Annotated in this window: 21 protein-coding genes; 14 read left to right on the plus strand and 7 right to left on the minus strand. The window is 56.5% G+C overall.

The features are described 5' to 3' along the window. The coding region (locus B060_RS27845) for a hypothetical protein (protein ID WP_211210483.1) at window positions 1–233 on the plus strand (233 nt) is incomplete at its 5' end. A 97-nt stretch (window positions 234–330) separates the two neighbouring features. Here B060_RS27845 and B060_RS27850 read toward each other — a convergent pair. The 3 genes from B060_RS27850 to B060_RS0121525 form a co-directional block, all read right to left on the minus strand. After that, window positions 331–636: a hypothetical protein gene (locus B060_RS27850; protein ID WP_201768121.1), complete on the minus strand. Its 306-nt coding sequence runs from the start codon at window positions 634–636 to the stop codon at window positions 331–333. Window positions 637–875: 239 nt separating this feature from the next. Then, complete coding sequence (locus tag B060_RS0121520) at window positions 876–2,558, minus strand: alpha-L-rhamnosidase-related protein (RefSeq protein WP_018083881.1); 1,683 nt, start codon at window positions 2,556–2,558, stop codon at window positions 876–878. 99 nt (window positions 2,559–2,657) lie between these two features. Then, the gene (locus B060_RS0121525) at window positions 2,658–5,351 is read right to left on the minus strand and encodes a TonB-dependent receptor domain-containing protein (protein WP_018083882.1); all 2,694 of its coding nucleotides are present in this window, start codon (window positions 5,349–5,351) and stop codon (window positions 2,658–2,660) included. A gap of 807 nt (window positions 5,352–6,158) precedes the next feature. Between B060_RS0121525 and B060_RS0121530 the strand changes: the two genes are divergently transcribed. The 4 genes from B060_RS0121530 to B060_RS0121545 all read left to right on the plus strand — a co-directional run bounded on the left by B060_RS0121530 (window position 6,159) and on the right by B060_RS0121545 (window position 10,842). Continuing rightward, entirely contained in the window at window positions 6,159–6,668 is a 510-nt protein-coding gene (locus B060_RS0121530; RefSeq protein WP_157405699.1) for an RNA polymerase sigma factor, read from the plus strand. Further along, entirely contained in the window at window positions 6,668–7,726 is a 1,059-nt protein-coding gene (locus tag B060_RS25540; RefSeq protein ID WP_018083884.1) for a FecR family protein, read from the plus strand. The genes B060_RS0121530 and B060_RS25540 overlap by 1 nt, the downstream gene beginning before the upstream one ends. 72 nt (window positions 7,727–7,798) lie before the next feature. Next, the gene (locus tag B060_RS0121540; RefSeq protein ID WP_018083885.1) at window positions 7,799–10,147 is read left to right on the plus strand and encodes a TonB-dependent receptor; all 2,349 of its coding nucleotides are present in this window, start codon (window positions 7,799–7,801) and stop codon (window positions 10,145–10,147) included. Between the two features lie 155 nt (window positions 10,148–10,302). After that, on the plus strand, window positions 10,303–10,842 hold the full coding sequence (locus tag B060_RS0121545) for a hypothetical protein (RefSeq protein WP_018083886.1): 540 nt from the start codon (window positions 10,303–10,305) through the stop codon (window positions 10,840–10,842). A 433-nt stretch (window positions 10,843–11,275) separates the two neighbouring features. Here B060_RS0121545 and B060_RS28545 read toward each other — a convergent pair whose 3' ends face one another. The 4 genes from B060_RS28545 to B060_RS28560 are packed head-to-tail and all read right to left on the minus strand — an operon-like array spanning window position 11,276 to window position 12,758. Then, window positions 11,276–11,746 carry an IS110 family transposase gene (locus tag B060_RS28545; RefSeq protein WP_023447398.1) on the minus strand — a complete coding sequence of 157 codons (471 nt, stop codon included), beginning with the start codon at window positions 11,744–11,746 and terminating at the stop codon, window positions 11,276–11,278. Further along, on the minus strand, window positions 11,697–12,020 hold the full coding sequence (locus tag B060_RS28550; protein ID WP_425304006.1) for an IS110 family transposase: 324 nt from the start codon (window positions 12,018–12,020) through the stop codon (window positions 11,697–11,699). The genes B060_RS28545 and B060_RS28550 overlap by 50 nt, the downstream gene beginning before the upstream one ends. After that, complete coding sequence (locus tag B060_RS28555) at window positions 11,920–12,435, minus strand: aldehyde dehydrogenase family protein (protein ID WP_023447397.1); 516 nt, start codon at window positions 12,433–12,435, stop codon at window positions 11,920–11,922. The genes B060_RS28550 and B060_RS28555 overlap by 101 nt, the downstream gene beginning before the upstream one ends. Before the next feature lie 38 nt (window positions 12,436–12,473). Beyond that, entirely contained in the window at window positions 12,474–12,758 is a 285-nt protein-coding gene (locus B060_RS28560) for a relaxase/mobilization nuclease domain-containing protein (protein ID WP_081606986.1), read from the minus strand. A 234-nt stretch (window positions 12,759–12,992) separates the two neighbouring features. Between B060_RS28560 and B060_RS0121560 the strand changes: the two genes are divergently transcribed. From B060_RS0121560 to speD, 9 genes are read left to right on the plus strand one after another with little or no spacing between them, the layout of a single operon-like run. Beyond that, the gene (locus tag B060_RS0121560; protein WP_018083888.1) at window positions 12,993–13,994 is read left to right on the plus strand and encodes an SPFH domain-containing protein; all 1,002 of its coding nucleotides are present in this window, start codon (window positions 12,993–12,995) and stop codon (window positions 13,992–13,994) included. Further along, a complete protein-coding gene (locus tag B060_RS0121565; RefSeq protein ID WP_023447396.1) occupies window positions 13,994–14,662 on the plus strand; it encodes a DUF4178 domain-containing protein in 669 nt (222 codons plus the stop codon). The genes B060_RS0121560 and B060_RS0121565 overlap by 1 nt, the downstream gene beginning before the upstream one ends. Beyond that, entirely contained in the window at window positions 14,659–16,038 is a 1,380-nt protein-coding gene (locus B060_RS0121570) for a DUF4178 domain-containing protein (RefSeq protein WP_023447395.1), read from the plus strand. Before B060_RS0121565 ends, B060_RS0121570 begins: the two co-directional genes overlap by 4 nt. Next, on the plus strand, window positions 16,035–16,187 hold the full coding sequence (locus B060_RS27460; protein WP_018083889.1) for a hypothetical protein: 153 nt from the start codon (window positions 16,035–16,037) through the stop codon (window positions 16,185–16,187). Before B060_RS0121570 ends, B060_RS27460 begins: the two co-directional genes overlap by 4 nt. Before the next feature lie 10 nt (window positions 16,188–16,197). Continuing rightward, the gene (locus tag B060_RS0121580; protein ID WP_018083890.1) at window positions 16,198–16,419 is read left to right on the plus strand and encodes a DUF350 domain-containing protein; all 222 of its coding nucleotides are present in this window, start codon (window positions 16,198–16,200) and stop codon (window positions 16,417–16,419) included. Window positions 16,420–16,432: 13 nt separating this feature from the next. Continuing rightward, window positions 16,433–17,941 carry a polyamine aminopropyltransferase gene (locus tag B060_RS0121585; RefSeq protein ID WP_018083891.1) on the plus strand — a complete coding sequence of 503 codons (1,509 nt, stop codon included), beginning with the start codon at window positions 16,433–16,435 and terminating at the stop codon, window positions 17,939–17,941. Continuing rightward, on the plus strand, window positions 17,941–19,533 hold the full coding sequence (locus B060_RS0121590) for an FAD-dependent oxidoreductase (RefSeq protein ID WP_018083892.1): 1,593 nt from the start codon (window positions 17,941–17,943) through the stop codon (window positions 19,531–19,533). Before B060_RS0121585 ends, B060_RS0121590 begins: the two co-directional genes overlap by 1 nt. Then, window positions 19,530–20,612 (plus strand): hypothetical protein, encoded by a 1,083-nt coding sequence (locus B060_RS25550; protein WP_018083893.1) that lies wholly within the window; start codon window positions 19,530–19,532, stop codon window positions 20,610–20,612. The genes B060_RS0121590 and B060_RS25550 overlap by 4 nt, the downstream gene beginning before the upstream one ends. Continuing rightward, a complete protein-coding gene (gene speD, locus B060_RS25555; RefSeq protein WP_018083894.1) occupies window positions 20,609–20,989 on the plus strand; it encodes an adenosylmethionine decarboxylase in 381 nt (126 codons plus the stop codon). Before B060_RS25550 ends, speD begins: the two co-directional genes overlap by 4 nt. Window positions 20,990–21,293 lie beyond the last annotated feature (304 nt).

Consider the following 21,293-nt stretch of genomic DNA (forward strand, 5'->3'; position numbering starts at 1 on the left):
GTACCCATACGCCCAAGGCCACAGGCGTGTATTCATTTTTTGGCGCAGAACAATTCAGTTTTCGTACGTTGCTCGACGTAGTGATCCCGATTGTCTTTCAGAGCCTCGGTCAGGTAGTCGATCCCATCTGTGGTAAAAACTGTGATCGACTCCTTTGTCTCATCGGCTGGGTAATCGTCGTAAACGGTAAAGCAACCCTCCTCAGAGAACATTTCTATGGTTATTTCGCGTAGGAGATCTTCGTCTTCCTCAAGCTGCTGGGCGACATATTTTAAAGTGAAGAATGTACTGTCTCGGTAAGCCATCAGGCCGCCTCTGTCTTGCTTTGGGTTAAGGGATGCCAGCTCCAGGGCAGGAGTTCATCAAGGCGGTGAGCGGGATGGCCTTCAGGATCATATTGAGCCCTTCCCTGACCAGGATGTCATTGAAGATGTCGGTATGGTTTGAGGGGAATAGCCTGCTGCCTTCGATGCGAGTGGAGGAGCCGATGCTCTCGATGGTGGCGACACGGCGCAAGGCCAGCAGGCGTTCGGGGGCTAAGGTGCCCAAAGCACGCCAAGCGCCCTTGAATTCATCAAGTTCGGCAATCAGGCCGAGAATGTCTGGCGTAATCGTCAATGTGTCGGTTTTAATCATGACATCCAATTATACACCCAATCCCACCCATTTAAGGCATCCCCCTCCCTTAAAGACCTGCCGAAAGGAAGGCCTACAGTCGAACTCAAACGGAATAAGGCTGTCATTGAATGCGATCAGATCGAAAAGACGACGGGTCCGATGGTAGTGCAAATACGGCATCAGCTATCTGCTCTCCCACCGACGTCCAGTTACGGCTTAACGCCGCCGGCACATAGCCGGCGGCGTCAATGAGCGCCTCAGGTAAAGCTGTATTTTCGCAGCAGGTAGGATGGCGTACAGCTCCAGGCATGGCAGAAACTGTTAATATGGAAATCGCCGTAGGGCGCCGTCCGCGGTTGCTCCGGCGCGTATGCCTCCCAGAAGGTATCGGCGCCCGCGGCAATCATGCCGCCCCAGTAGGCGCGCAGCGTGGCGAGAGCTTCGGATTTTAGGCCGCACAGCAGAAGGCCTTCCACGACATAGTGATTGAGATAGGGTGTCTTGGGTCGCACCACGTCCTTCGTCGCTAGAGCCTTTGCAAAGGCCTGCTTTCGCTGCGTTCTGGTGCCGACTTCGGCCACAGACATCCAGGCGTGGGACGCCAAGGATACCTGCTTGTCTGGGCCACTGACAAACACGCCGGATTTACGATCGTAGAAGCGCTGCAAGGCTGCCGCTTCCATCGCCTTGATCCGTGCGGCGTAGTCCGAGACGTCGCTGGCGGCGCCGAGCTTTTGCCCGAGGTCAAAAAGGCGTTTCAGGCCGTAAATATAGATGGCCTGCATAGCGGCCGTGCGATCGAGCGTCGGATGCCAGTCAATGAAGACCCACAGATCCTTCGGCGCCGCAAATACGTTATCTGTGCCGACATATTGTTTGAGCACTTCGAGCTGGCGAATGGCCGTAGGCCATAGTGTCCGCACGGTCTCCATATCACCCGTCGCCTCCAGATAGTCTGCCAGGGTCACACCGAAGAAGACGGCGTAATCCGCCAGGAACTCGTGGCCGTGAGCGGGCTTCGGATACTCAAAGACGCAACCCGCGACCATGCCGTCACTGCGCGGGAACGCGGCAATCAGGTAGAGGCAGCGTTTGACCAGATCGGCATTCTTGAAGGTCGCGTAGCTGGTCAGGGCCTGAAGACGCAGATCGCCGGTCCAGAGCCGCTGGTCACGACGAGGACCATCTTCGAAGGTGGTCTGCATGCAGTCACGCAAGGTGGCAGCGGCCACTTCGTCAATACGAACCAGATCGGCCGGCGTCCCAGACGGCAATGGCTTGAGGTCGCCGCTCGCCGATGTCAGGGCATGCGCCTGAATCTGGCGAAAGCTAACGCCGAAATTGGGCGAGGTGTCGATGACTTCAACTTTGACGAAACGGAAGGCATAACGACGCGGCAGCCTGACCGACTGCGGAAGGTAATCAATCGTCACGATCTCTTCCGGAAGCCAGGCTTCGGAGAGCGAGCCCGTATAGGGATGCAGGGGCTCTGCCACATCGCTGATCACTTCGCCGAAGACAAAGCGCAGCCGAGCTGGCGCATCGACGCCCCTCCCCACCCCCTCGAGATGGAAAGAAAGGTTGCCAGTGCGGTGTCCGCCGAAATCGATGATCAGGCTGTCGCCCTTCTTCAGCACCTTGCCCGGTATGGCATCGGCGCTACCCACCGTTTCGATGCGCCAACTTAAAGGCTGAGCGGCGTCCTGCACGGGCTGGATGAGGCCGAGCGGGGCTTGAACAGTTTCATTCAGACGCGGCTTGTTGGCTTCAGCCAGGGCCAAGAAGGCGTCCACGGGTGGGGCATAGGTGGCAACCTCATGACGGGTGGCCTGATCGGCGTCCTTCGCTGTGTCGTCCGCCGCGATCGCGGAACGCGCCATGCCGGCAGCCAGGGCGGCGAGCAGTGAGCCGCCGAGGGTGAGTGCTTTGCGTCTGTTCATTCGGTTCGATCCTTCACTGAAGTGTATCTGTAACGCCAAAGTCCGGCTGACAGTGTCAGCCGGACCCGGGCTTATGCGTACATCGTTGTCACGCGGGTTCTACCATTTTTTGCTGAGGCCAACTGAAACCACGCGACCGAGGGGCGAGCCACGGCTGGCGTCGTAGCCACGTGCGCCATTGCTCGGATCCCAATAGTAGGGCGGGTCCTGATCGAACAGGTTCGACACATTGAGGTAGAGAGACAGGCCCTTGTCCATGCCCTCGCCCTCAAAGTCACGCCTCAGGTTGAAATCAACCGTCGTGAAAGCATCGACATCCGCATTGGCATCCGCGGGGTTCTCGTATTTGCCAGTGTAGTTGATGAAGCCGGCGGCGCTGTACGACCCCCAGCTGTACCCTACGGAGGCACGCATCTTCAACTTGACCGCGTAAGACGTGTCAAGGCGGCTGGAGACGGTCGTGTCGCCATTTATCTGCTGGTCGAACTTGTTGAGATAGGTGCCTTGCAGGCCTAGCCCCAGGCCACCGACCTTGTACTGGAGGTCGAAGTCGAAACCGCCGATCTTTTGTTCGGCGAAATTCTGACGGCGCAGGTCATAGACGGCCGTCGGCAGAAGGGTCACGTCAGGGTAGACCAGCCCGTCGTGACGCATATCGCCCAGAGCGGCCGTCACCTGAGCCACCGTCGGGTTATAGATGCGGTACTTGTCAAAGAGCGGATTGTTCGGCTCGCTGACCGGGTTGAAGCCCGGGAAGGTGATAACGTTCTTATAGTCGATGGCGAAATAGGTCAGGCTGAGTTTCAGACCCGGCACACTCGATGGCTTGTAGTCAAAACCAGCCGACAAGGTCTTGGCGGTTTCCGGCTTCAGAGTATTGCCGCCCGCCAGGATGATCGAATAGGCGCCGGGCGTGGTCGAGCCCGTAAAGTCGGCAAAGCGGATGGCGCGGGTATCGATGGCGGTGCCGCTATCGGCCAGCGACGGCGCGTGGAAGGAACTACCGACACTGGTGCGCAGGGTAAGGTCCTCGATCGGCATATAGTTGATGCCGATTTTCGGATTGGTCGTGTTGCCGACATCGTCATAATCGTCGTAGCGCGCCGACAAATCGACATCGAGCTTGTAGATGCCCGGTATCGCATTGGCGTCTCCGACGAACGGAATAACCGCTTCAGCATAGATCGAGTTGCTCTTGCGCTTGCCAACAGTCTGAGTGAGCGCCAGGTCGTCCGAAGCGCCGATGAGCGCCTTTGCGTCAAAGGTTTCCTCGCGGGCATTGACGCCGACAGCGACCTTCAACGGGCCGCCCGGCATTTCGAACAGGGTGCCATCGATCTTGGCATTGACTTCCTTCACCGTCTGCACACCGATGTAACGGGTGGCGTAGTCAGCGATCTGGTCCTTCAGGGCCTGGCTATTGGCCGTACCGACACCATACGGATTGAACGCGCCGCTCTGTATAGCGCTGGTCAGCAGGCCCGTATTCAGGCTGCGCAGGATGATGTCATCGTGCTCGCGGCCATAGTTGGCATCGATGGCCAGATGCCAGTCACCGCCGAGCTTGATGTCGAACCCGGCCACGGCCGACAAGGTCGAGGTTCGCGTCGGATCGGTCAGGGTCGGTCCAAAGTCCGCTGTTGGATTATAGGTGATGGTGTGTGTGCCGGTCGGCGCGCCGAGGCTAACGGCGTAGTCATGGGGCGCCCCGCCCGCCACTGTGGTGGTCACGAGGTTGGCGCTACCGTTCGTCATGGAGACCACACTGTCCACCGCGCGTTCGGAGTAGAGAACGGTGGAACTGAACTGGATGTTGTCGGTCAGGTTCTGCGTCAGGCTGATCAGGCCCTGGCGACGGGAATTGGAGGGATAGAGATCGTTGTTTTTGTTCAGATCGCACTTGGCGAGGTCTGTGGTGGCGGCATAGGCCGAGCCAGTAAAGGCATAGGTTGACGCGCCTGAGGTGATGACAGCCGGCGCGCAGGTGGTTGCCCGCGTGTCGGGGCCGCCATTGGCGGACTGGTCATCCCCATAATAGGACCGCTCGGAACCGTTGATAGCGGTGTTGTCGGAACTTTCCAGGTCGAGCACGATCGAGCCGGTCGACCAGCTCTTGCCGCCCAGGAGACTGACATTGTTGCTCTTGTAGCCGTCGCCGAAGGCGGTCGTCCCGCTGAGTTGCACGCCGTCGAACTTCTTCAGCGTGATGAAGTTGATGACGCCGGCGATGGCGTCGGAACCGTAGATCGACGAGGCGCCGTCAGCGATGACTTCGACACGTTGCAGGGCCGAGGTCGGGATGGAGCTGGGATCGGGGGCCGTCTGGTTGATACCGGCGCCCGGCAGGCGATGGCCATTCACCAGAACGAGGGTCAGGCCACCGCCACCGTTGCCAACGCCCACGCCGTGGATGGCTGGCTGGTCGACGAAGTTCGCCTGGTCGCGGCCAGTGTTGCCGCCCGTCGTGTTAAAGCTGCCGATTTCAGGCGCCGAGCGCAGAAGTTCAGTGACATTGGTCGCCGCCGTCGCCTTGATCTCGTCCCGGCTGATCGTGTCGATCGAGGCGCCGACCGGCGGCTTACCCCGGATGCTGGTGCCGGTGACGACGACCACCGTCGTATCCTCCTGAGCGGGAGGCGCGGTCGTGTCCGAAGCTTGCGCAGCGGTAGCGGCGTCGGGTTGAGCGGTTTGTGCCATGGTGGCACTGGATGCCGAAAGTGCGACCAGCCCGGCCACGCTGCACATCAGCCCGGCACGCAGCGCTTTACGCGAAAATTTATCCGTACGTTTCATGTTTCTTCCCTGTCTCTTGCTCAGATCATCTGCCGATGGTCAGCACGGCCTCAGTTGCCGCAACCATGCGGGGCTACAGCGCGTCAATCTGGCGTTTGGCGTTTCCTACAGTGTTTTTTATAACGTCAATTTCTGCAACGTTGACGTAGACATATGGCCCATTTTCAGCAGGCGCAACGCTGCACTTTTCAACGCAATCGTGGGACGCACCATGTTAGCGCTCACAGTTCAAATAGTGGGATTTCCAAGGGAAAACACCACGCCCAGCCATCCCAGTATGTGGAAAAATGCAGCCTGAAAGCGGCAAATCCGGCCCATTAAGTCCCACATTTTGGAAACACCGCTTAAAATGTAACATTTTCGCAACGGGTTAACAAAAATGCGACCGAAGCGCTATGAGCGGTATTTTAACACCAGCAAGAAGATCCTTTCGGTGGCACTTCAGGCAAAAACTGAGCAGACCGGTTCTGAAAGATCGTCGCCGACTCGAGCTCATACCTTTATCGGATCTTTGCCTCACCCGCCGATGCAACCCCAATTGTAGGAAGCGCGTATTTGAATTTACCTTGCACAGCGCGCCAATGTCCCGTTCAAGACGGTTTCCCAAGTCGTCAATCATAAAGCCCGGCGGGGTCAGCGCGGAGAAGCGTGCCGAAATCGAAAGATTGATCAACAAGACGGGCTTTCGGCCCAATCCATTTTTTTACGGCTACGACCGCTCAAAGGACGCGCATCAAAATAACTTGGAATTCTGGTGTGCATTTTCTGACCTGATGCGTCATCTTTAGTAGGCAGAGGGATGTGCGCTTGGGTGTATCAAAAGAAAAATTTGAAATAGTGGATCTCAATCAGCGCTTTAGATCTGCCCTGATCGCCTTTTTTGTGCGCCGGATTGGTAGCCAGACACAGGCGGAAGATCTCACCCAAGAGGTCTTCGTGCGCATGACAAATCTGAAGACAGATGATGTTCAGAATCTGGAAGGCTATCTTTTCCAGATCGCCCGCAACCTCCTCCGGGACACCCATCGACGTGACAATGTACGCAACAATTACGAGGCCATTGTTCGCGGCGATGACCAGCGCGATACGGAGAGTCGACATGCAGAGCGCATCATCATTGCCAGACAAGCTCTGGAAAAGGTCGCGGTCATCCTCGACGGTTTGCCAGAGCGTACACGCTCGATATTCATTCTCCACCGCATGGAGGCAATGGCGCGCAAGGACATTGCGCAGGCCTATGGAATAACGATTAGTGCGGTGGAAAAGCACCTGGGTAAAGCAATGGCGCTGCTTGCAACAAAGGCGGGAGATCTCTGATGTCAGCTAGATGTGCTCAGCAGACAGACGCGCCATCGGCGGCGGAAGACGCAGGCATTTGGTGCGCCCGCATGTCCGAAGGTCCATTGTCGGTCGTCGATGCCGCCGCCCTTCGGGAATGGCTGGAAACGGACCCGGGCAATCGAGAACAACTGGCGCTTGCGCAGCTATTGTGGAGCGAACTTGATCAGGTTGCTTCAACGCCCGAGATAATATCCCATCGTCAAAAAGCATTGATGAGTTTTCGCAAGGCTCAACAAAAACGCTGGCACCAACACATAAAACCTTACTGGCTTTGGGGCACGGGGGCCGCCGCAGCCCTTGTTCTCGCCTTTGGAGCCAACTGGAGCCTGTCGCGCCCGGTCATTTATGAAACTGGTCTTGCCCACAGATCAACCGTCACCTTGTCCGACGGCTCCATCGTCGCCCTCGATGCGGACACGCGGGTCGAGGTCCATTACGCCTCGCGCCATCGCGATATTCGTCTCGACAAGGGCAGAGCCTCTTTCACGGTCGCTCATGACAAGACAAGACCTTTCTCAGTTTCTACAGGCGCCGAGGTCGTCGTCGCAACAGGGACTGCATTTAGTGTTGAGCGTCTTTCCCAACAGGTGCGAGTGGTTCTTTTTGAGGGACGCGTAAAGGTGCTTCATAAGGTCGGTGCCGTTATGGAACCTCAACTCGCATTGAATGCCTCAGGTGAAGCGACCGATGCTGGAAGGCTGCTCGTGCCAGGTAAGCAGCTTATGCTCACAACCGGGGCCGGTTCCGTAAAAGGGACGGTGGCTCAGGTTATGACTGTCGCGCAAAGCTCTAACCGTAACTGGGAAATCGGCCAACTGGAATTCGATGACGAGTTACTGCCGATCGCGGTGGAACGGGTCAATAGGTACGCCACAGCTCGGCGTATTCAAGTGGCACCCGATGCCTCAGCTATCCGCATAAGCGGTACGTTCAATGCCGGAGACATTGACGCCTTCGCGACGGGGGTGACCGTAGCCTTCCCGGTGCGAAAGGTTGTCACGGCCGACCAGATCACACTCGTCAAAAGCGATTGAATCAGGGTTGTCGAAAGCCGACGCATGACGACGGTCGATTAAGAATATTGGGATTTGAAAGTGGGGACTCGTATGCGCAAGCGAAAGATTGGCGGGAAAGTGTCTATTGTGGCTGGGGTGGGCATGATCGCCTTCGCGGTAGGTTCTCTCCAGGCAGCGGAAGCCGACTTTGACTACGACATTCCTTCACAATCATTGGCGTCCGCGCTGAGATCCTTTGCGCGGACAAGCCACGCGCAGATCATTTTTGACGACGCCCTGGTCCACGATGTAAGGACAAACACCATCCACGGCCGTTACTCGACGGACATCGTTCTGACGAAACTGCTGGCAACTTCAGGTCTTACAGCCAGACATGACTCAAGCGGCGTGTACGTGATTGCCATGACCTCCGCTCAGGACTCTCAAGCCGCCAGTGGGCAACCGAGCCCCACTGGGGATGATCCGCCCCCCGACGCGCCGCCGACACAGGTAACGGTCAAAGCAAAGCGGCCGGAACTGACCGATAAGGTTGATCGCCGCGTCTACAACCTTGCCAACGATGCCTCAGCTGGCGTGGGCATGGCAACAGACCTGCTGGATAAAATACCGTCCGTCCAGGTAAGCCCCACAGGCGTCGTCACGTTGCGAGGCGATCGTCGTGTCACAATCCTTATTGACGGCAAGGAGCCGGCAAACGGTAATCAGGCGCTGTTGTCTTTAGCCGCTGCTGATATTGATCGGATTGAGGTTATCACAAACCCCTCTGCCCGCTATGGCCCGGACGGAAGCGCCGGCATCATCAACATCATCACAAAGAAGAAGTTCCCGCTTGGATTTTCCGGATCGATAAGTCCGCAGATTGCTGGCAACGGCGAACGCATGATTTCGGGGCTGTTCGACCTGAACTACGGCAAACTCTCGGCCAAAGGGGTGGTCAATTTCGACCATCTACCCTTATTACGGCGAATGCGGGTCACCTATGACACACCGGCCGCAGCGGCCAGCGCCAATACCATGAAGGCAATAGGCGACCGCTCATGGTTGGACCTTACGCTGAATTACAAGGTTGATGAGCGAAATAGTCTGGCGCTGGACATCGCCTCTTCGAAAGGCGGGACAACCCAGAACGATGCGTTTTCCTATACCTCCGGTGGCGCGAACTATACGGGTGTGAGCCACTCCAATCACCCCTTCCACATGACCTATGTCGATGCGACTTACACCCGTTCAATCGATGCGGCCGGTACCACCCTCTCCGTCGATGCCAGCGGAGCGCGCACGAACAGCAGCTTCAATGAATCCACGGTAAACCAATACACCTCAGGCGACGAGGCGACGTTTGGGCAGTCCACATCAACCTTGGTCGTCGAAAACGACCTGACAGTTGATTTCGGCCGCACATTTAGCGAGGAGATGAGTTTCAACGCTGGCGTCGAGTTGAAGCCACAGCATACGACAACCAACAGCCTTTTCTACGACACCGGCAATATCGGCGGCCCTTACACCGACGGTCTGGCCCACAATTTTGATGGTACCAGAACCGTGTCAGCCGCGTACATGACATGGTCACAGGGCTTCGGCGCCTGGACAGGACTATTGGGCATGCGCACCGAACGGGAAGACCTGTCTCTGGTTACGGCTGATAATGTGGTAAAGCGCGAAGACATGAACCTATATCCGTCGCTCCATTTGATGCGCAGCGTCGGCCAAAACAGTAAGCTAAAACTGAGCTACGCGAAGCGTATCGATCGTCCCGACATCGCCCAATATGATCCGAGCATCGGCAGCGCCAATTCCGAAATCTATTACACTGGCAATCCGGATTTGAAGTCACCAAAGACCGACTCTTTTGAGGCACAGTACATTTATAACCTCAAGGATACGAATTTCGAAGGGACGCTGTTCAGCCGCCACACTCAAGACTACACTTGGTCTGAAAGCACACTTGATTCCAGTGGCGCCATTCACGTCCGGCCAGCCAATGCAGGAGATGCGACATCATCGGGTATCTCGACCACGCTGAGGGCCCCGGTCACGCCTCACCTGAAATATTCGCTGAATATCGACCTGCTTCATAACACGATTCCGCAGTATGACAGCGGGACGCGGACCTTTAATTCCCTTAACAGCAATATCCTCGTTGAGTATGAAGCGCCCGCACGCAGCAAGCTGAAAGGCGATGTTTATCAGTTGAAACTGAACTATACCGGACGTGCGTATAATCCTGAGGGATACAGCGGAGCCTACCACAGCCTGGATTTAACCTGGCAACATAGCTTGACGCCAAAAGTCGTCGCCGTGATCGACGCGATAAACATCACCAATGGATCCGACATGGTACAAATCGTGGACATCCCGGGCCTTAAATATCGTTCGGCTCAACGGATGTTCGGCACTTATCTGCGCTTTGGGCTGGCTTATAAATTTGCTGTCAACTAACCCTAGCATCAGGGCCGGAACAAAGAGGAATGTTACATTCCAAATATTTGTCTAAGGACGAAAAGCCAGCCGGCAAAGGCTGGCGCGAATGATTGAGCAAATCAAAAAAAACCTCCCAGCAACAATATCGTCAATAGCGTATCAAGAGGAACATCATGACGCTTTTCAATCGTATCCGGCATCTGGCCCTGTTACCTTTGATCCTCGGGCTGACACAATGCGATGTCGTCGAAGCCATTCACAATCCGAAGCCCAAAGATGGGCCCTATGCCTACGATCTGATCCTCAAGACCTCGCCTAAGGCTGAGGCGGCGCTGAAAAGCTCTGAGGCCTTTTATGTTGATGCCTATTATTATGGTCACGCCAAGCCGGCCTTTATCAGCGAAGCCGACACGCTTCACCGCATCTATCTGGGGCGTGAGAGGTGGGATTATGCGCCCACCTCGCGCCGCATACATATGTACGCAAGCAAGATCGACACGAAAAAGCTGTCCCAGACCATCGAAGGCGAGACCTGGGTTGTGGTGACGGTGATTGGCAGCGGGGTGCCAGGCAAGGTCGTGGACTGCCATGCCTATATTGGCCCTATCCGTGAAGCGCATCAGCGCGCGCCGGAAATGCACTGCGAACTTGAAACAGAAAACTATTGGGAAGAGGTTGCGGCCAGTGCAGCGGAAGCCAGCGCAAGCCTGTAAGAAACTCCCACCGTTAATACCAAGATCCGCTGTCTCTGACTCATATGTGGAACGGCCCGGTTAGCAAGGTTTTCAACTCAAATTCCCTTCGGACGGTGCAGTCATATGTCCGGCCTATCAGTGCGGACATCTGCCGCTGGCCACGATGAGATCCGCGAAGCCGATCGCCTAATCAAATTTGCGCGCTCAAAGGCGCACTGAGTCAGACGGTCTGGTCGGCGTCGAGGTGTCGCCCCTCAGGTTCATCAAGCTTTGGCCCCTTGCCGTTTTCTCCCGACGCCGAGGCGTTGGGAATTCTGTACCTAAGCCGTCACTGATGTCATCGGTGATTGGTATGTACCCCCCTTGACGAGCAGCGCCCAGATCGTACGAGCCATCTTGTTCACAAGCGCTACGGCTGCGACTTTATAGGGACGGCGCGCAATTAATGAGGCTACCCAAACCGGCAACTTCCCCCCCTGCTAGCCTGCTTGAGAATTGAAGTCGCACCAACAATCAGAAGCGTTCGCATTTGCTTATTGCCTTGCTTTGATATCCTGCCGAGCTTTTCTTTTCCGCCACTGGAATTCGCCCTGGGCGTAATGCCAATCCATGCCGCCAAATCCCGCCCTGTTCGGAAGGCTCCTGGATCTTGAACGGCTGCGCGCACGGTAGCAGCAATGATCGGGCCCACGCCGGGAATGGTTGTCAGGCGACGAGCCGCTTCGTCGGCTTTCACCGCCGTGACGATCCTGGTATCTAGGGCATTGATCTTTTCTGTGAGCCTTTCAATCTGTTCTGCCATCTCCGAAAGCACTGCTCGAGCCGATGGCGGAAGGCGGCCATCTTCATCATCACGCAGTATGGCTGTGAGCTTAGTGATGCTGGTCATGCCGGTGGCGGCGATGATCCCGAACTCGGCCATGTGCGCGCATGGCGTTCGCGGTTTGGCTCCGCTGACGCACGAACAATTCGCGGGTCTTCAAAACCACGCCGGCCGTCTGTTCTTCACGTAATTTGGCAGGCACGAAGCGCATAGTGGGGCGTGTCACAGCCTCGCATATGGCTTCCGCATCGGCAGCATCGGTCTTGCTCCGCTTAACGTATGGCTTCACATAAGCAGGCGGCATTAGCCGCACAGTGTGGCCGAAGTCGCTGATCGCGTTTGCCCAGTAGTGTGCGCTTCCGCAAGCCTCCATGCCGACGAGGCAGGCTTCGGTATTGCGAAAAAACTCCAGCACCTGTGACCTGCGCAAAGAGGGCGGGCTCCTTGATCACGGTCAGACGCATGCCGGGTGCATGACCGGGAATGACATCGCCGTAGGCCCGCTTACCCTCCTCGGCAAACCAATCGATTAAGCTGGCGGCATAGAGAACCTCGCCCTCGGCTTCATGCAGCGGCTTGCCGTGTTCTGCGGTCATGATACGGGCAAGATCGGACTTATGGGTCAGCACGAGGTCGTACCAGCGCCGTAAGATCACGCCACGCGCCTTGGCGGTCATGGCCTTCCATGGGCTGAAGGCAACATGCGCCGCGGTAACGGCGGTAGCCGTCTCTCGTGTGCCCATTGCGGGCACCCGGCCAACCACACCCAGCGTCGCCGGATTATACACAGGGATATCCGCCTCACCCACGAGCCACAGACCGCCAATCAGGCAGGCTTCGCGCAGCAGGTCGGGCGTCTATCCTTCGGCATCTCGCCCTCACGCTCGACATGAACACCCTGCGTGCGGTTCAAACCAGACTCCCGCTCCAATGACCGTGCCACTTGCTCATGGATGCGACAGTTATGGCTGTGATGCGCGGCCAGCAACGTGTCAGCGTCAATACGGTTCCAGACAACATGACAATGTTCGCGGCCGTCCTTGCGATGGAACACGATGACCCGTTGGTGATCTTCGAGACCCAGCGCCGCGCCCAGCCGGTCCGCCGCTATCCGCCATTGCTCCGGTGTTTAAATTGAATTTCGTGGATAAAAAAAATACTTTTGTTAAACGGTGTGTTAGCCGTCCGTAGGCGTTGAGCAGTACATGGTGTAGATACGTTGCCCTACCGCTCGAAGAATTCTTCAGCCCATCCGGGTTGTATATTGCGCCCGAAAATCTCTGCGACTATGCTGGGTGCGTCGGCAAAATGCGATCTTGGGTCGTCTCAATCGCCAGGGGGACAAATGAGCTTTTTTTCAAAGCAATTCATCGATATTTTGCAATGGCCAGACCCGGCCCCAGATGTCCTCAGCGCGCGCTATCCGATGGAAGGCCAGGAAATACAGACTGGCGCCAAGCTTGTCGTTCGCGAAACCCAGGCGGCTCTGTTTCTAAATGAAGGTCGGCTGGCTGATCTTTTTGGAGCTGGCACACATACCCTGACAACACAGACCCTGCCTGTCCTCACTTACCTGATGAACTGGGACAAGGGCTTCCAGTCGCCCTTCAAGTCCGATGTCTTTTTCTTCAACCTGCGCGAACAACTCGACCAGAAATGGGGTACGACGCAGCCCATCACAGTGCGAGACAAGGAATTCGGCCCCCTACGCATCCGCGCCTTCGGTAACTACGCGTTCAAGATCAGCGATCCGAAACTCTTCTGGTCGCGCTTCTGCGGCAGCGGCGCCCAGTTCCGCGTAGCCGATATTGACGGCCAGCTGCGCACGGCAATTCTGACCGACATGGCCAGTTTCCTCGGCTCGGCGGCGGTTGCGTTCGTCGACATGGCTGCGCACCAGGGTGAGTTCTCCAAGGCCTTGCAGACAGCACTCACACCCACTTTCGCGGAAATGGGACTGGCACTGACCGTCTTCTACGTCCAGAGCTTGTCGTTGCCGGAGGAACTGGAGCGCCATCTCGATCGCGCCGGTTCGCAGCGCATTGTCGGCAGTCTGAATGACTATACCCGCTTCCAGGCTGCGGATGCACTTGGCGATGCCGCCAGCCAACCCGGCGGCGGTCTCGCCAGTGAGGGTGTTGGCCTCGGTGCTGGACTCGCCATGGGACAAATGATGGCCGGTGCGTTGAATACATCGCTCAACCAACCCCCTGTCGGTCAGACCCCTTCCCCCGACGCCGATCCGATGGCCACACTGGAAAAGCTCGGGGAACTGTATCAAAAGGGCATACTGACCGAGGCGGAATTTACCGCTAAAAAGGCCGAAATCCTCAATAAAATCAAGTAATGACCGAGTTCACCTGCCCGTCTTGCGGGGCACCGGTCCGGTTCTTTTCTGGCCTGTCGGTCTCCGCTGTCTGCCGCCAATGCCAGACCCTCGTCGTTCGCCGGGACGCTGATATCGAAGCCATGGGGAAAATGGCCGAACTGCCTCAGGATATGAGCCCCTTCCAGATCGGTACGCAGGCTTTTGATGGCACCGTCGGCATTGGCTTGGTCGGCCGTATCCGTATGGCCTGGGCCGATGGCTTCTGGAATGAGTGGTTTTTTGTTTGCGATGATGGCCGCAAGGGCTGGCTCTCTGAGGCGCAAGGTACTTATGCCTTGTCTTATGAATATACACATCCACTGCACAAGAACACGGATGGCATGATTGATCGCTGGGTTGCCGGTAAGGGCAATAAGGTCGCCATTGTGGGACAAACCCTGAAGATCGAAGGCCAGGTCTATACCGCGACCGACCGTAAACTGGCAGATTGCGTTGGCTGTGAGGGCGAACTACCGATCGTCAGCCCGCGTGGTCAGCGGTCCTTGAGTTTCGACTTCATGAGCGATACGGACATGTTCGCTACGATTGACATCGGTAATGGCGAACGGCACGTCTTTATCGGCCGTTATGTTGAATGGACGGATTTGCGCGCGTCAAACCTCAAACCCGTCGTGGGCTGGTCATGACCGAGACACGTTTCGGACAACGCCCCACGGCAAAGTCAGTGAAGGCTTTTCAGTGCCCCAATTGCGGCGGCCCTATCGAACTGCGCGCCGTCGGGATCACCGTCACCGCTGTCTGCCGCCAGTGCAGTTCTATCATCGATGCTGCCAATCCCGATCTTCGCGTCATCCAAGCGGCGCGTCAAGCCGCCTGCTCCACAAGTATCGAGATAGGTTCACGGGGTGAATTGTATGGCGTCGTCTGGGAGGTTATCGGCTACACACGAAAATCGGTAAGAGGGACTATCTACGCATGGGATGAGTATTTGTTATTCAACCCATGGGAGGGCTTCCGCTTCCTGTCGCAATCGAATGGCCACTGGACCTTCTTCAAAAGGCAGAATAGCGCCATAGATGGCATCGGCCGGCGCAACAGCCTCACCCTTTCTGGCCATACCTACACTGTCTTCAACAAGGACTATGTTGTCGTCGAGTCTGTGAAGGGCGAGTTCTACTGGCGGGTTAAGATAGGCGATGAAAGCTACGCCGCAGACTATATCCGGCCGCCCTACATGCTGAGCAGCGAAGCCACAACCGATGAGATCAATATATCCTTGGGCATGTATGTCGACAAAGCCGTTCTGAAAAAGGCCTTCCCGGAAGCCCGTTTGCCCTCTGCCTCTGGCGTGGGGGCCTGCCAGCCGCCGCCTTATCACGACAAGGCAGGCAAAATTGTGCAAATGGGCCTGCTCGCCGCCTGCGCCGCCATCGTCCTGCATATCGCCATGGGGATCGCCCTGCCGAGCCAGACCATGGTCGATATCACCGGCCAGCCGATTGTGGTAAAGCCATCCCCTCCAAACGCACTCCCAGTCAGCGGAGCGATGTGGGGGGCGCCCAACGAAACATCCGTTGGACAGACCGAAGGGCAGACTTTGAAGTCAGAGCCTTTCGTCCTGCCACGCAACGGGAACATTCGCATAGATACGTCGACGTGGATTTATAACGGCTGGGCTGATTTCGACCTGACACTGGTCAATGACAAGACGAGCGTCAGCTTTCCAATAAAACAATCGGTGAGTTACTATCACGGTGTCGATGATGGCGAGAGCTGGAGCGAGGGGAAAAACAAAGCTCGAACCTGGGTATCGAATGTGCCGGCGGGCACATACCATCTTCTGATTGAGTCCGAGAGCGACCAGTTCACCAAGGATGGTCAACTGCCATTTAACCTCACCCTGCGTCGTGGCGTAAACGAAATGTCGAACCTATGGATCGCCCTGTTTCTGATCGCTATCTATCCCGCCATCGTACTGTTTCGGCGCTGGTCGTTCGAAAGCCAGCGCTGGTCCAATTCTGACTATACACCGGGTGGCGACCGCAATGAGGGCAACATATGAAAAACTATCCCGCGCTTTTCATGCTTTTCTGCTTGCTTGTTCTGGGTGGTCTCGGCGCCGCCGATATGTTCGGCTACGGCATTGCCGGATGGATAGGCAGCAACAGCGTCCGTTCCGCCTCCCGCTTTGCTTCCCACTATCACAAATAGGACATTCGTTATGCAGAACCTGATTGATTATCACTACGTCGTCGCGGCTGTCGTCTTCTCGTTGATTGGGTTGATCGTCTTTGCCCTAGCCTTTCTCCTTCTGGAAATATTGACCCCAAAGGTCGCGGTCTGGAAAGAGATTGTTGAAAAACAGAACATGGCGCTGGCGGTGCTTGTCGGTGCCTTCGCGCTCGGCATCGCCTTCATCATCGGCTCAGCCATCCACGGCTAGATAGAATTCCATAGTGCAACGCCTTTTACTGATTTCCGTCTTTGTTATCGCGACGTGCGGGCTGATCTACGAGCTGATCGCGGGGACACTCGCCAGTTACCTGCTCGGCGACTCGATCACTCAATTCTCAACGATTATCGGCACCTACCTGTTCGCCATGGGGATCGGTTCATGGGCGTCTGCGAAGGTCGACAAGAACCTCCTGGCCTTCTTTATCCGCATCGAAATTCTGGTCGGTCTGATCGGCGGTTCATCGGCCGCCATCCTGTTCCTTCTGTTCGATCAGGTCGCGTCGTTCCGCTTCTTGCTCTACTTCATCGTGACCGTCATCGGCATACTGGTCGGCATCGAAATTCCGATCCTGCTGAGAATTCTCAAGGATCGTTATGAATTCAAGGACCTGGTCTCCAGGGTTTTCACCTTCGACTATATCGGCGCTTTGTTCGCCTCGATCCTGTTTCCGCTCGTACTGGTGCCTCATCTGGGACTGATCCGATCCAGCTTCATGTTCGGCACCTTCAATGTCTTAGTAGCACTTTGGCTGCTCTATTCTCTTAAGGAGCCCCAGCCCTGGGTACGCCTGCATAAGATCGCCGCCGGACTAGTCCTCATTATCCTGACCTTCGGTTTTATCTCATCGGACAAAATCACCAGCCTCTCGGAATCCAACAACTTCGCGGGTCATGTCATCTTTGCCAAGTCGACGCCCTACCAGCGCATCATCGTTACCCGCCAGCAAAACGACATACGTCTGTATCTCAATTCCAACCTGCAGTTTTCCTCACAGGACGAGTACCGTTATCACGAGGCCTTGGTCCATCCGGTAATGAGCGCACTAAAGGCGCCAAAGAACATCTTGATTATCGGTGGGGGAGATGGCCTGGCCTTACGTGAAATTCTTAAATATCCGAGCGTCGGACACGTCACCTTGGTGGATCTTGACCCGGCCATGACGAAGCTCTTTTCTTCAAGCCCCATGCTGCGCAAGCTCAATACGGATTCGCTGCATTCGCCGAAGCTGAAGATCGTCAATGCTGACGCCTTCATGTGGCTGAAACAGCAACGCGCCAATCCACCGATCTTCGATGCCGTCTTCATCGACCTGCCCGATCCATCGAATTTTTCCATCGGCAAGCTCTACAGCACGGCGTTCTATGGCCTCTTGCATTCGGTAATGGGACCTGACAGCCTGGCCGTCATCCAGAGCACGTCACCGCTGGTAGCGCGGCAATCTTTCTGGTGCGTCAACAATACCCTACGTGCCAGTGGTTTCCAGACGGCGCCTTATCATGCGCTTGTACCCGCGTTTGGCGACTGGGGCTATGTTATCGCCTCGAACCGCCCCTATACGGTCCCCACCCAATACCCCGCTGGGCTGAGATTTATAGACGCCGATACCGCCCGCGACATGTTCAGCTTTCCGCCCGATATGGGGCCCGTCGCCACCAAGATACAGCGCCTCGACGATCAGGCCCTCATCCACTATTTCGATGAGGAATGGTCGAAGTACCTGATCTACTGATGAAACCAACACGTCGCCAGTTGCTGTATGGATCAGGCGCGGCCGCCCTTGGCGCGGCGCTCTCCCCTTTTGCCTGGGACGCCGTCAAACCGAAAAAACCGATACCCGGCGCGATCGTGGGCGCCAATTCAGCCTTTGGCCACAGGTTGCGCGAAGGGGCTTTTCCGCCACCGATCGATAGCGGCCAGCATGAGGTGATCATTGTCGGCTCAGGAATTGCCGGTCTCAGCGCGGCCTATAACCTCGACAAGGCCGGAGTGACTGACATCCGGCTTCTGGAACTGGAAGATCATTCCGGCGGCAATGCCCACAGCGGCCATAACGCCGTGTCAGCCTATCCCTGGGGCGCGCACTATGTGCCTTTGCTCAGTTCCGAATCCGGTCATATAAAGGAACTTTTTCGCGACTTTGGCATTATTACCGGCGAAGATAAGGGCCTGCCGGTCTACAACGAAGACTACATTCTCAATGATCCCGACGAGCGTTTGTTTATCGATGGGAGGTGGCAGGAAGGTCTCTTGCCAACCCTCGGAGTGACCGCGGAAGACCAAGTACAATACAAGCGTTTCCTGGCGCATATGGAAGCCTTCAAGATAGAGCGCGGCCGTGATGGCCGGCGCCTGTTCGCCATCCCGATCGATGAAAGCAGTGCAGATGCCGAGACACGCGCGCTCGACCGGCTGACGATGAAGAACTGGATGCTGTCCGCCGGCTACACGTCCGAGCCGTTGCACGGTTTCGTCGATTACGGCTGCCGAGATGATTTTGGCGTCCGCCACGATGAAATTTCCGCCTATGCCGGCATCCACTATTTTGCCGGCCGCGATGGTAAAGCAGCCAACACGGCGCCGGATTCGGTTCTCACCTGGCCGGAAGGCAACGGCTTCCTGGCGCACAAGCTGGCAGCCCCGTTGTCCAACCGCATAATATCCGGTGCGCTCGTTTACAGTGTGCGGGAAACCAGCGGCGGCGTAACCGTTGACTATTGGGACGGCCATACTAGCCGCCGCCTTACCGCCCGAGCCGTAATAATGGCGGCCCCGCGTTTTATTGCTGGGCGCCTGATGCCGGAGTTGGCCGCGCCAGGCTTTACGTATGCGCCTTGGGTGGTCGCTAATCTGACGCTGGACAAACTTCCTGAAGGTCGTGGCGCCGATCTCGCCTGGGACAACGTCATCAAGGACAGCCCGACCCTGGGCTATGTCGTGGCTACACATCAGATTCCGCAAATGCAGCCCTTGCGCACGGTCATCACCTATTACTGGCCCCTCACCCATGCCGCCCCCGCCGAGGCGCGCAAGGAAGCGCTCGCTCGATCCTATGAAGACTGGCAGAGGCTGTTTCTGAGCGAGCTTTATCGCGTTCATCCAGAACTAGTCGGGCAAGTCCGGCATATGGACGTCTGGCTCTGGGGCCACGCCATGATCAGGCCTGTGCCGGGCTTTATCTGGGGCGAGCCGCGTCAGGCGGCGTTGAAGCAGACCCCGCCTGTTTTCACCGCCCATTCTGATATGAGTGGCATTTCGATCTTCGAGGAGGCCTACACCCATGGCCTCAAGGCGGCGCAGGCGGTAAGGGCGTTCCTCGCATGAGCCAACCCTATATCGCTAGTGCGCGCTTCGATCTGGCTTTTATTGTGGGCCCTGCCTTCGTGGTGACTCTGATCGCCGTGATAGCTGCCCCCTGGGCGCAAAGCCTCACTACTTTCCCTCTCTGGCTGTGGGTGCTACTTATCCTTGGTGTTGATGTTAGCCACGTATACTCGACCCTGTTTCGCACCTATTTCGATCGCGACGAACTGCGCCTGCGCCCCCGACTCTACCAACTGACGCCCCTGTTTCTATGGGTGCTCGGCGCGGCACTCTACAGCTTCGACGACATGCTGTTCTGGCGCGGGCTGGCCTATCTGGCCATCTTCCACTTCGTCCGGCAACAATATGGCTTCATGTTGATTTACGGACGAGCCGAAAAGGGTAATAAAGGACTCGACAAGGCGGCCATATACGGCGCGACCCTCATGCCGCTTATCTATTGGCTGACCCACGCCCGGACATTCAACTGGTTTGTCGATGGCGACATCATCAGCCGCCCCCTGCCCTTTGTGTTCGAAATAGCAACTGTCATTTATGCCATCGTACTCGCGGCTTATCTTTGGCAGGAATTCCGGCGCTGGCGCGAAACCAGAACAATCAACCTTCCCAAGAACCTGCTCCTACTGGGTACGGGCCTGTCCTGGGGTGTGGGCATAGTGGCGTTCGACAGTGATATCGTCTTTACCGCCACCAATGTGCTGGCCCATGGTATTCCCTATATCGCCCTGAACTGGCTTTACGGAAAAAACCGTAAAACCGTCCAGTTGGATACAGCCTATATCTGGCCGAAACTGGCCTGGTTATTTCGACCAATGATGATTCCAGTCTATGTTGGTGTTCTGGCCCTTCTGGCGTTTGTGGAAGAGGGCGTCTGGGACGGACTTGTCTGGCGCGATCATGAAGGGCTGTTCCGGGTTTTCGCCGGCCTACCTGCGATCGATGACCCCGCGATGCTTGTCTGGCTGGTCCCCCTGCTCAGCCTGCCGCAATCCACCCATTACGTACTGGATGCCTTCATCTGGCGAAAGAACGGCAATGTGCCCGACTTCAAGCGTATTCTCTTTGGACAGCAGCCATGACTGAACGCCTGCCTCCTATTGTTCCACCCGGCCAGCACCTGCTCATCGACTTCTGGGGCGCCCGCCACCTGACCGACCTGTCGCGTATTGAAAAGGCCCTGCGGGAAGCAGCCGAGGCGTGCGGCGCCACCATTCTCAAACTCATGCTGCATGGTTTTGGTGAAGGCGCCGGCATTACCGGCGTGGCCATCCTCGCGGAGTCCCATATTAGCATCCACACCTGGCCGGAGCTCGACTATGCGGCGCTGGATATATTTATGTGCGGCGCTTGTGATCCGCAAAAGGCGTTGCCCTGTCTCAGAGCCCACTTTGAACCCAGCACGGAATCTATAATCAGCCACCGTCGTGGTGGCACTTCGGCACAAGCGATTAAATAGCGGGCAATGGATCCACTTTACTACCAAATGCGCACCAAAGCCGTCAGGTTTTTATATGCCGTTTGCGCTAAATATCATTTTCATTCAGATCAAAGCGTTATTCTCGATTACGAGACGAAGATCGCAAAGTTACGCACAATAACGTGCTACGCGCGCCAATTCATATTATAATATGTCATTGATTATTAGGGCTTTTTTTTCCTTGGCTGCGGGGGCCCGCAACCAACGTAACGACTACCCTATTTCGTTTTCGAAAATCATTCCACGAAAAGCGAGAGGGCGAGTCGCTCCTAGCGGCTCCCCC

Origin of the sequence: Asticcacaulis benevestitus DSM 16100 = ATCC BAA-896 (genome assembly GCF_000376105.1) — a bacterium.
GTDB classification, from domain to species: Bacteria; Pseudomonadota; Alphaproteobacteria; order Caulobacterales; family Caulobacteraceae; genus Asticcacaulis; species Asticcacaulis benevestitus.

Excerpts from the sequence above, each read along its gene's own strand:
- B060_RS0121525 (WP_018083882.1), bottom strand. The coding sequence starts at position 5,351 with ATGAAACGTACGGATAAATTTTCGCGTAAAGCGCTGCGTGCCGGGCTG.
- B060_RS25540 (WP_018083884.1), top strand. The coding sequence starts at position 6,668 with ATGTCAGCTAGATGTGCTCAGCAGACAGACGCGCCATCGGCGGCGGAA.
- B060_RS0121580 (WP_018083890.1), top strand. The coding sequence starts at position 16,198 with ATGCAGAACCTGATTGATTATCACTACGTCGTCGCGGCTGTCGTCTTC.
- B060_RS0121520 (WP_018083881.1), bottom strand. The coding sequence starts at position 2,558 with ATGAACAGACGCAAAGCACTCACCCTCGGCGGCTCACTGCTCGCCGCC.
- B060_RS27850 (WP_201768121.1), bottom strand. The coding sequence starts at position 636 with ATGATTAAAACCGACACATTGACGATTACGCCAGACATTCTCGGCCTG.
- B060_RS0121560 (WP_018083888.1), top strand. The coding sequence starts at position 12,993 with ATGAGCTTTTTTTCAAAGCAATTCATCGATATTTTGCAATGGCCAGAC.
- B060_RS27460 (WP_018083889.1), top strand. The coding sequence starts at position 16,035 with ATGAAAAACTATCCCGCGCTTTTCATGCTTTTCTGCTTGCTTGTTCTG.
- B060_RS25550 (WP_018083893.1), top strand. The coding sequence starts at position 19,530 with ATGAGCCAACCCTATATCGCTAGTGCGCGCTTCGATCTGGCTTTTATT.
- B060_RS28550 (WP_425304006.1), bottom strand. The coding sequence starts at position 12,020 with ATGGAGGCTTGCGGAAGCGCACACTACTGGGCAAACGCGATCAGCGAC.
- B060_RS0121570 (WP_023447395.1), top strand. The coding sequence starts at position 14,659 with ATGACCGAGACACGTTTCGGACAACGCCCCACGGCAAAGTCAGTGAAG.
- B060_RS0121540 (WP_018083885.1), top strand. The coding sequence starts at position 7,799 with ATGCGCAAGCGAAAGATTGGCGGGAAAGTGTCTATTGTGGCTGGGGTG.
- B060_RS0121565 (WP_023447396.1), top strand. The coding sequence starts at position 13,994 with ATGACCGAGTTCACCTGCCCGTCTTGCGGGGCACCGGTCCGGTTCTTT.
- B060_RS0121545 (WP_018083886.1), top strand. The coding sequence starts at position 10,303 with ATGACGCTTTTCAATCGTATCCGGCATCTGGCCCTGTTACCTTTGATC.
- B060_RS0121590 (WP_018083892.1), top strand. The coding sequence starts at position 17,941 with ATGAAACCAACACGTCGCCAGTTGCTGTATGGATCAGGCGCGGCCGCC.
- speD (WP_018083894.1), top strand. The coding sequence starts at position 20,609 with ATGACTGAACGCCTGCCTCCTATTGTTCCACCCGGCCAGCACCTGCTC.
- B060_RS28545 (WP_023447398.1), bottom strand. The coding sequence starts at position 11,746 with ATGGCCGAGTTCGGGATCATCGCCGCCACCGGCATGACCAGCATCACT.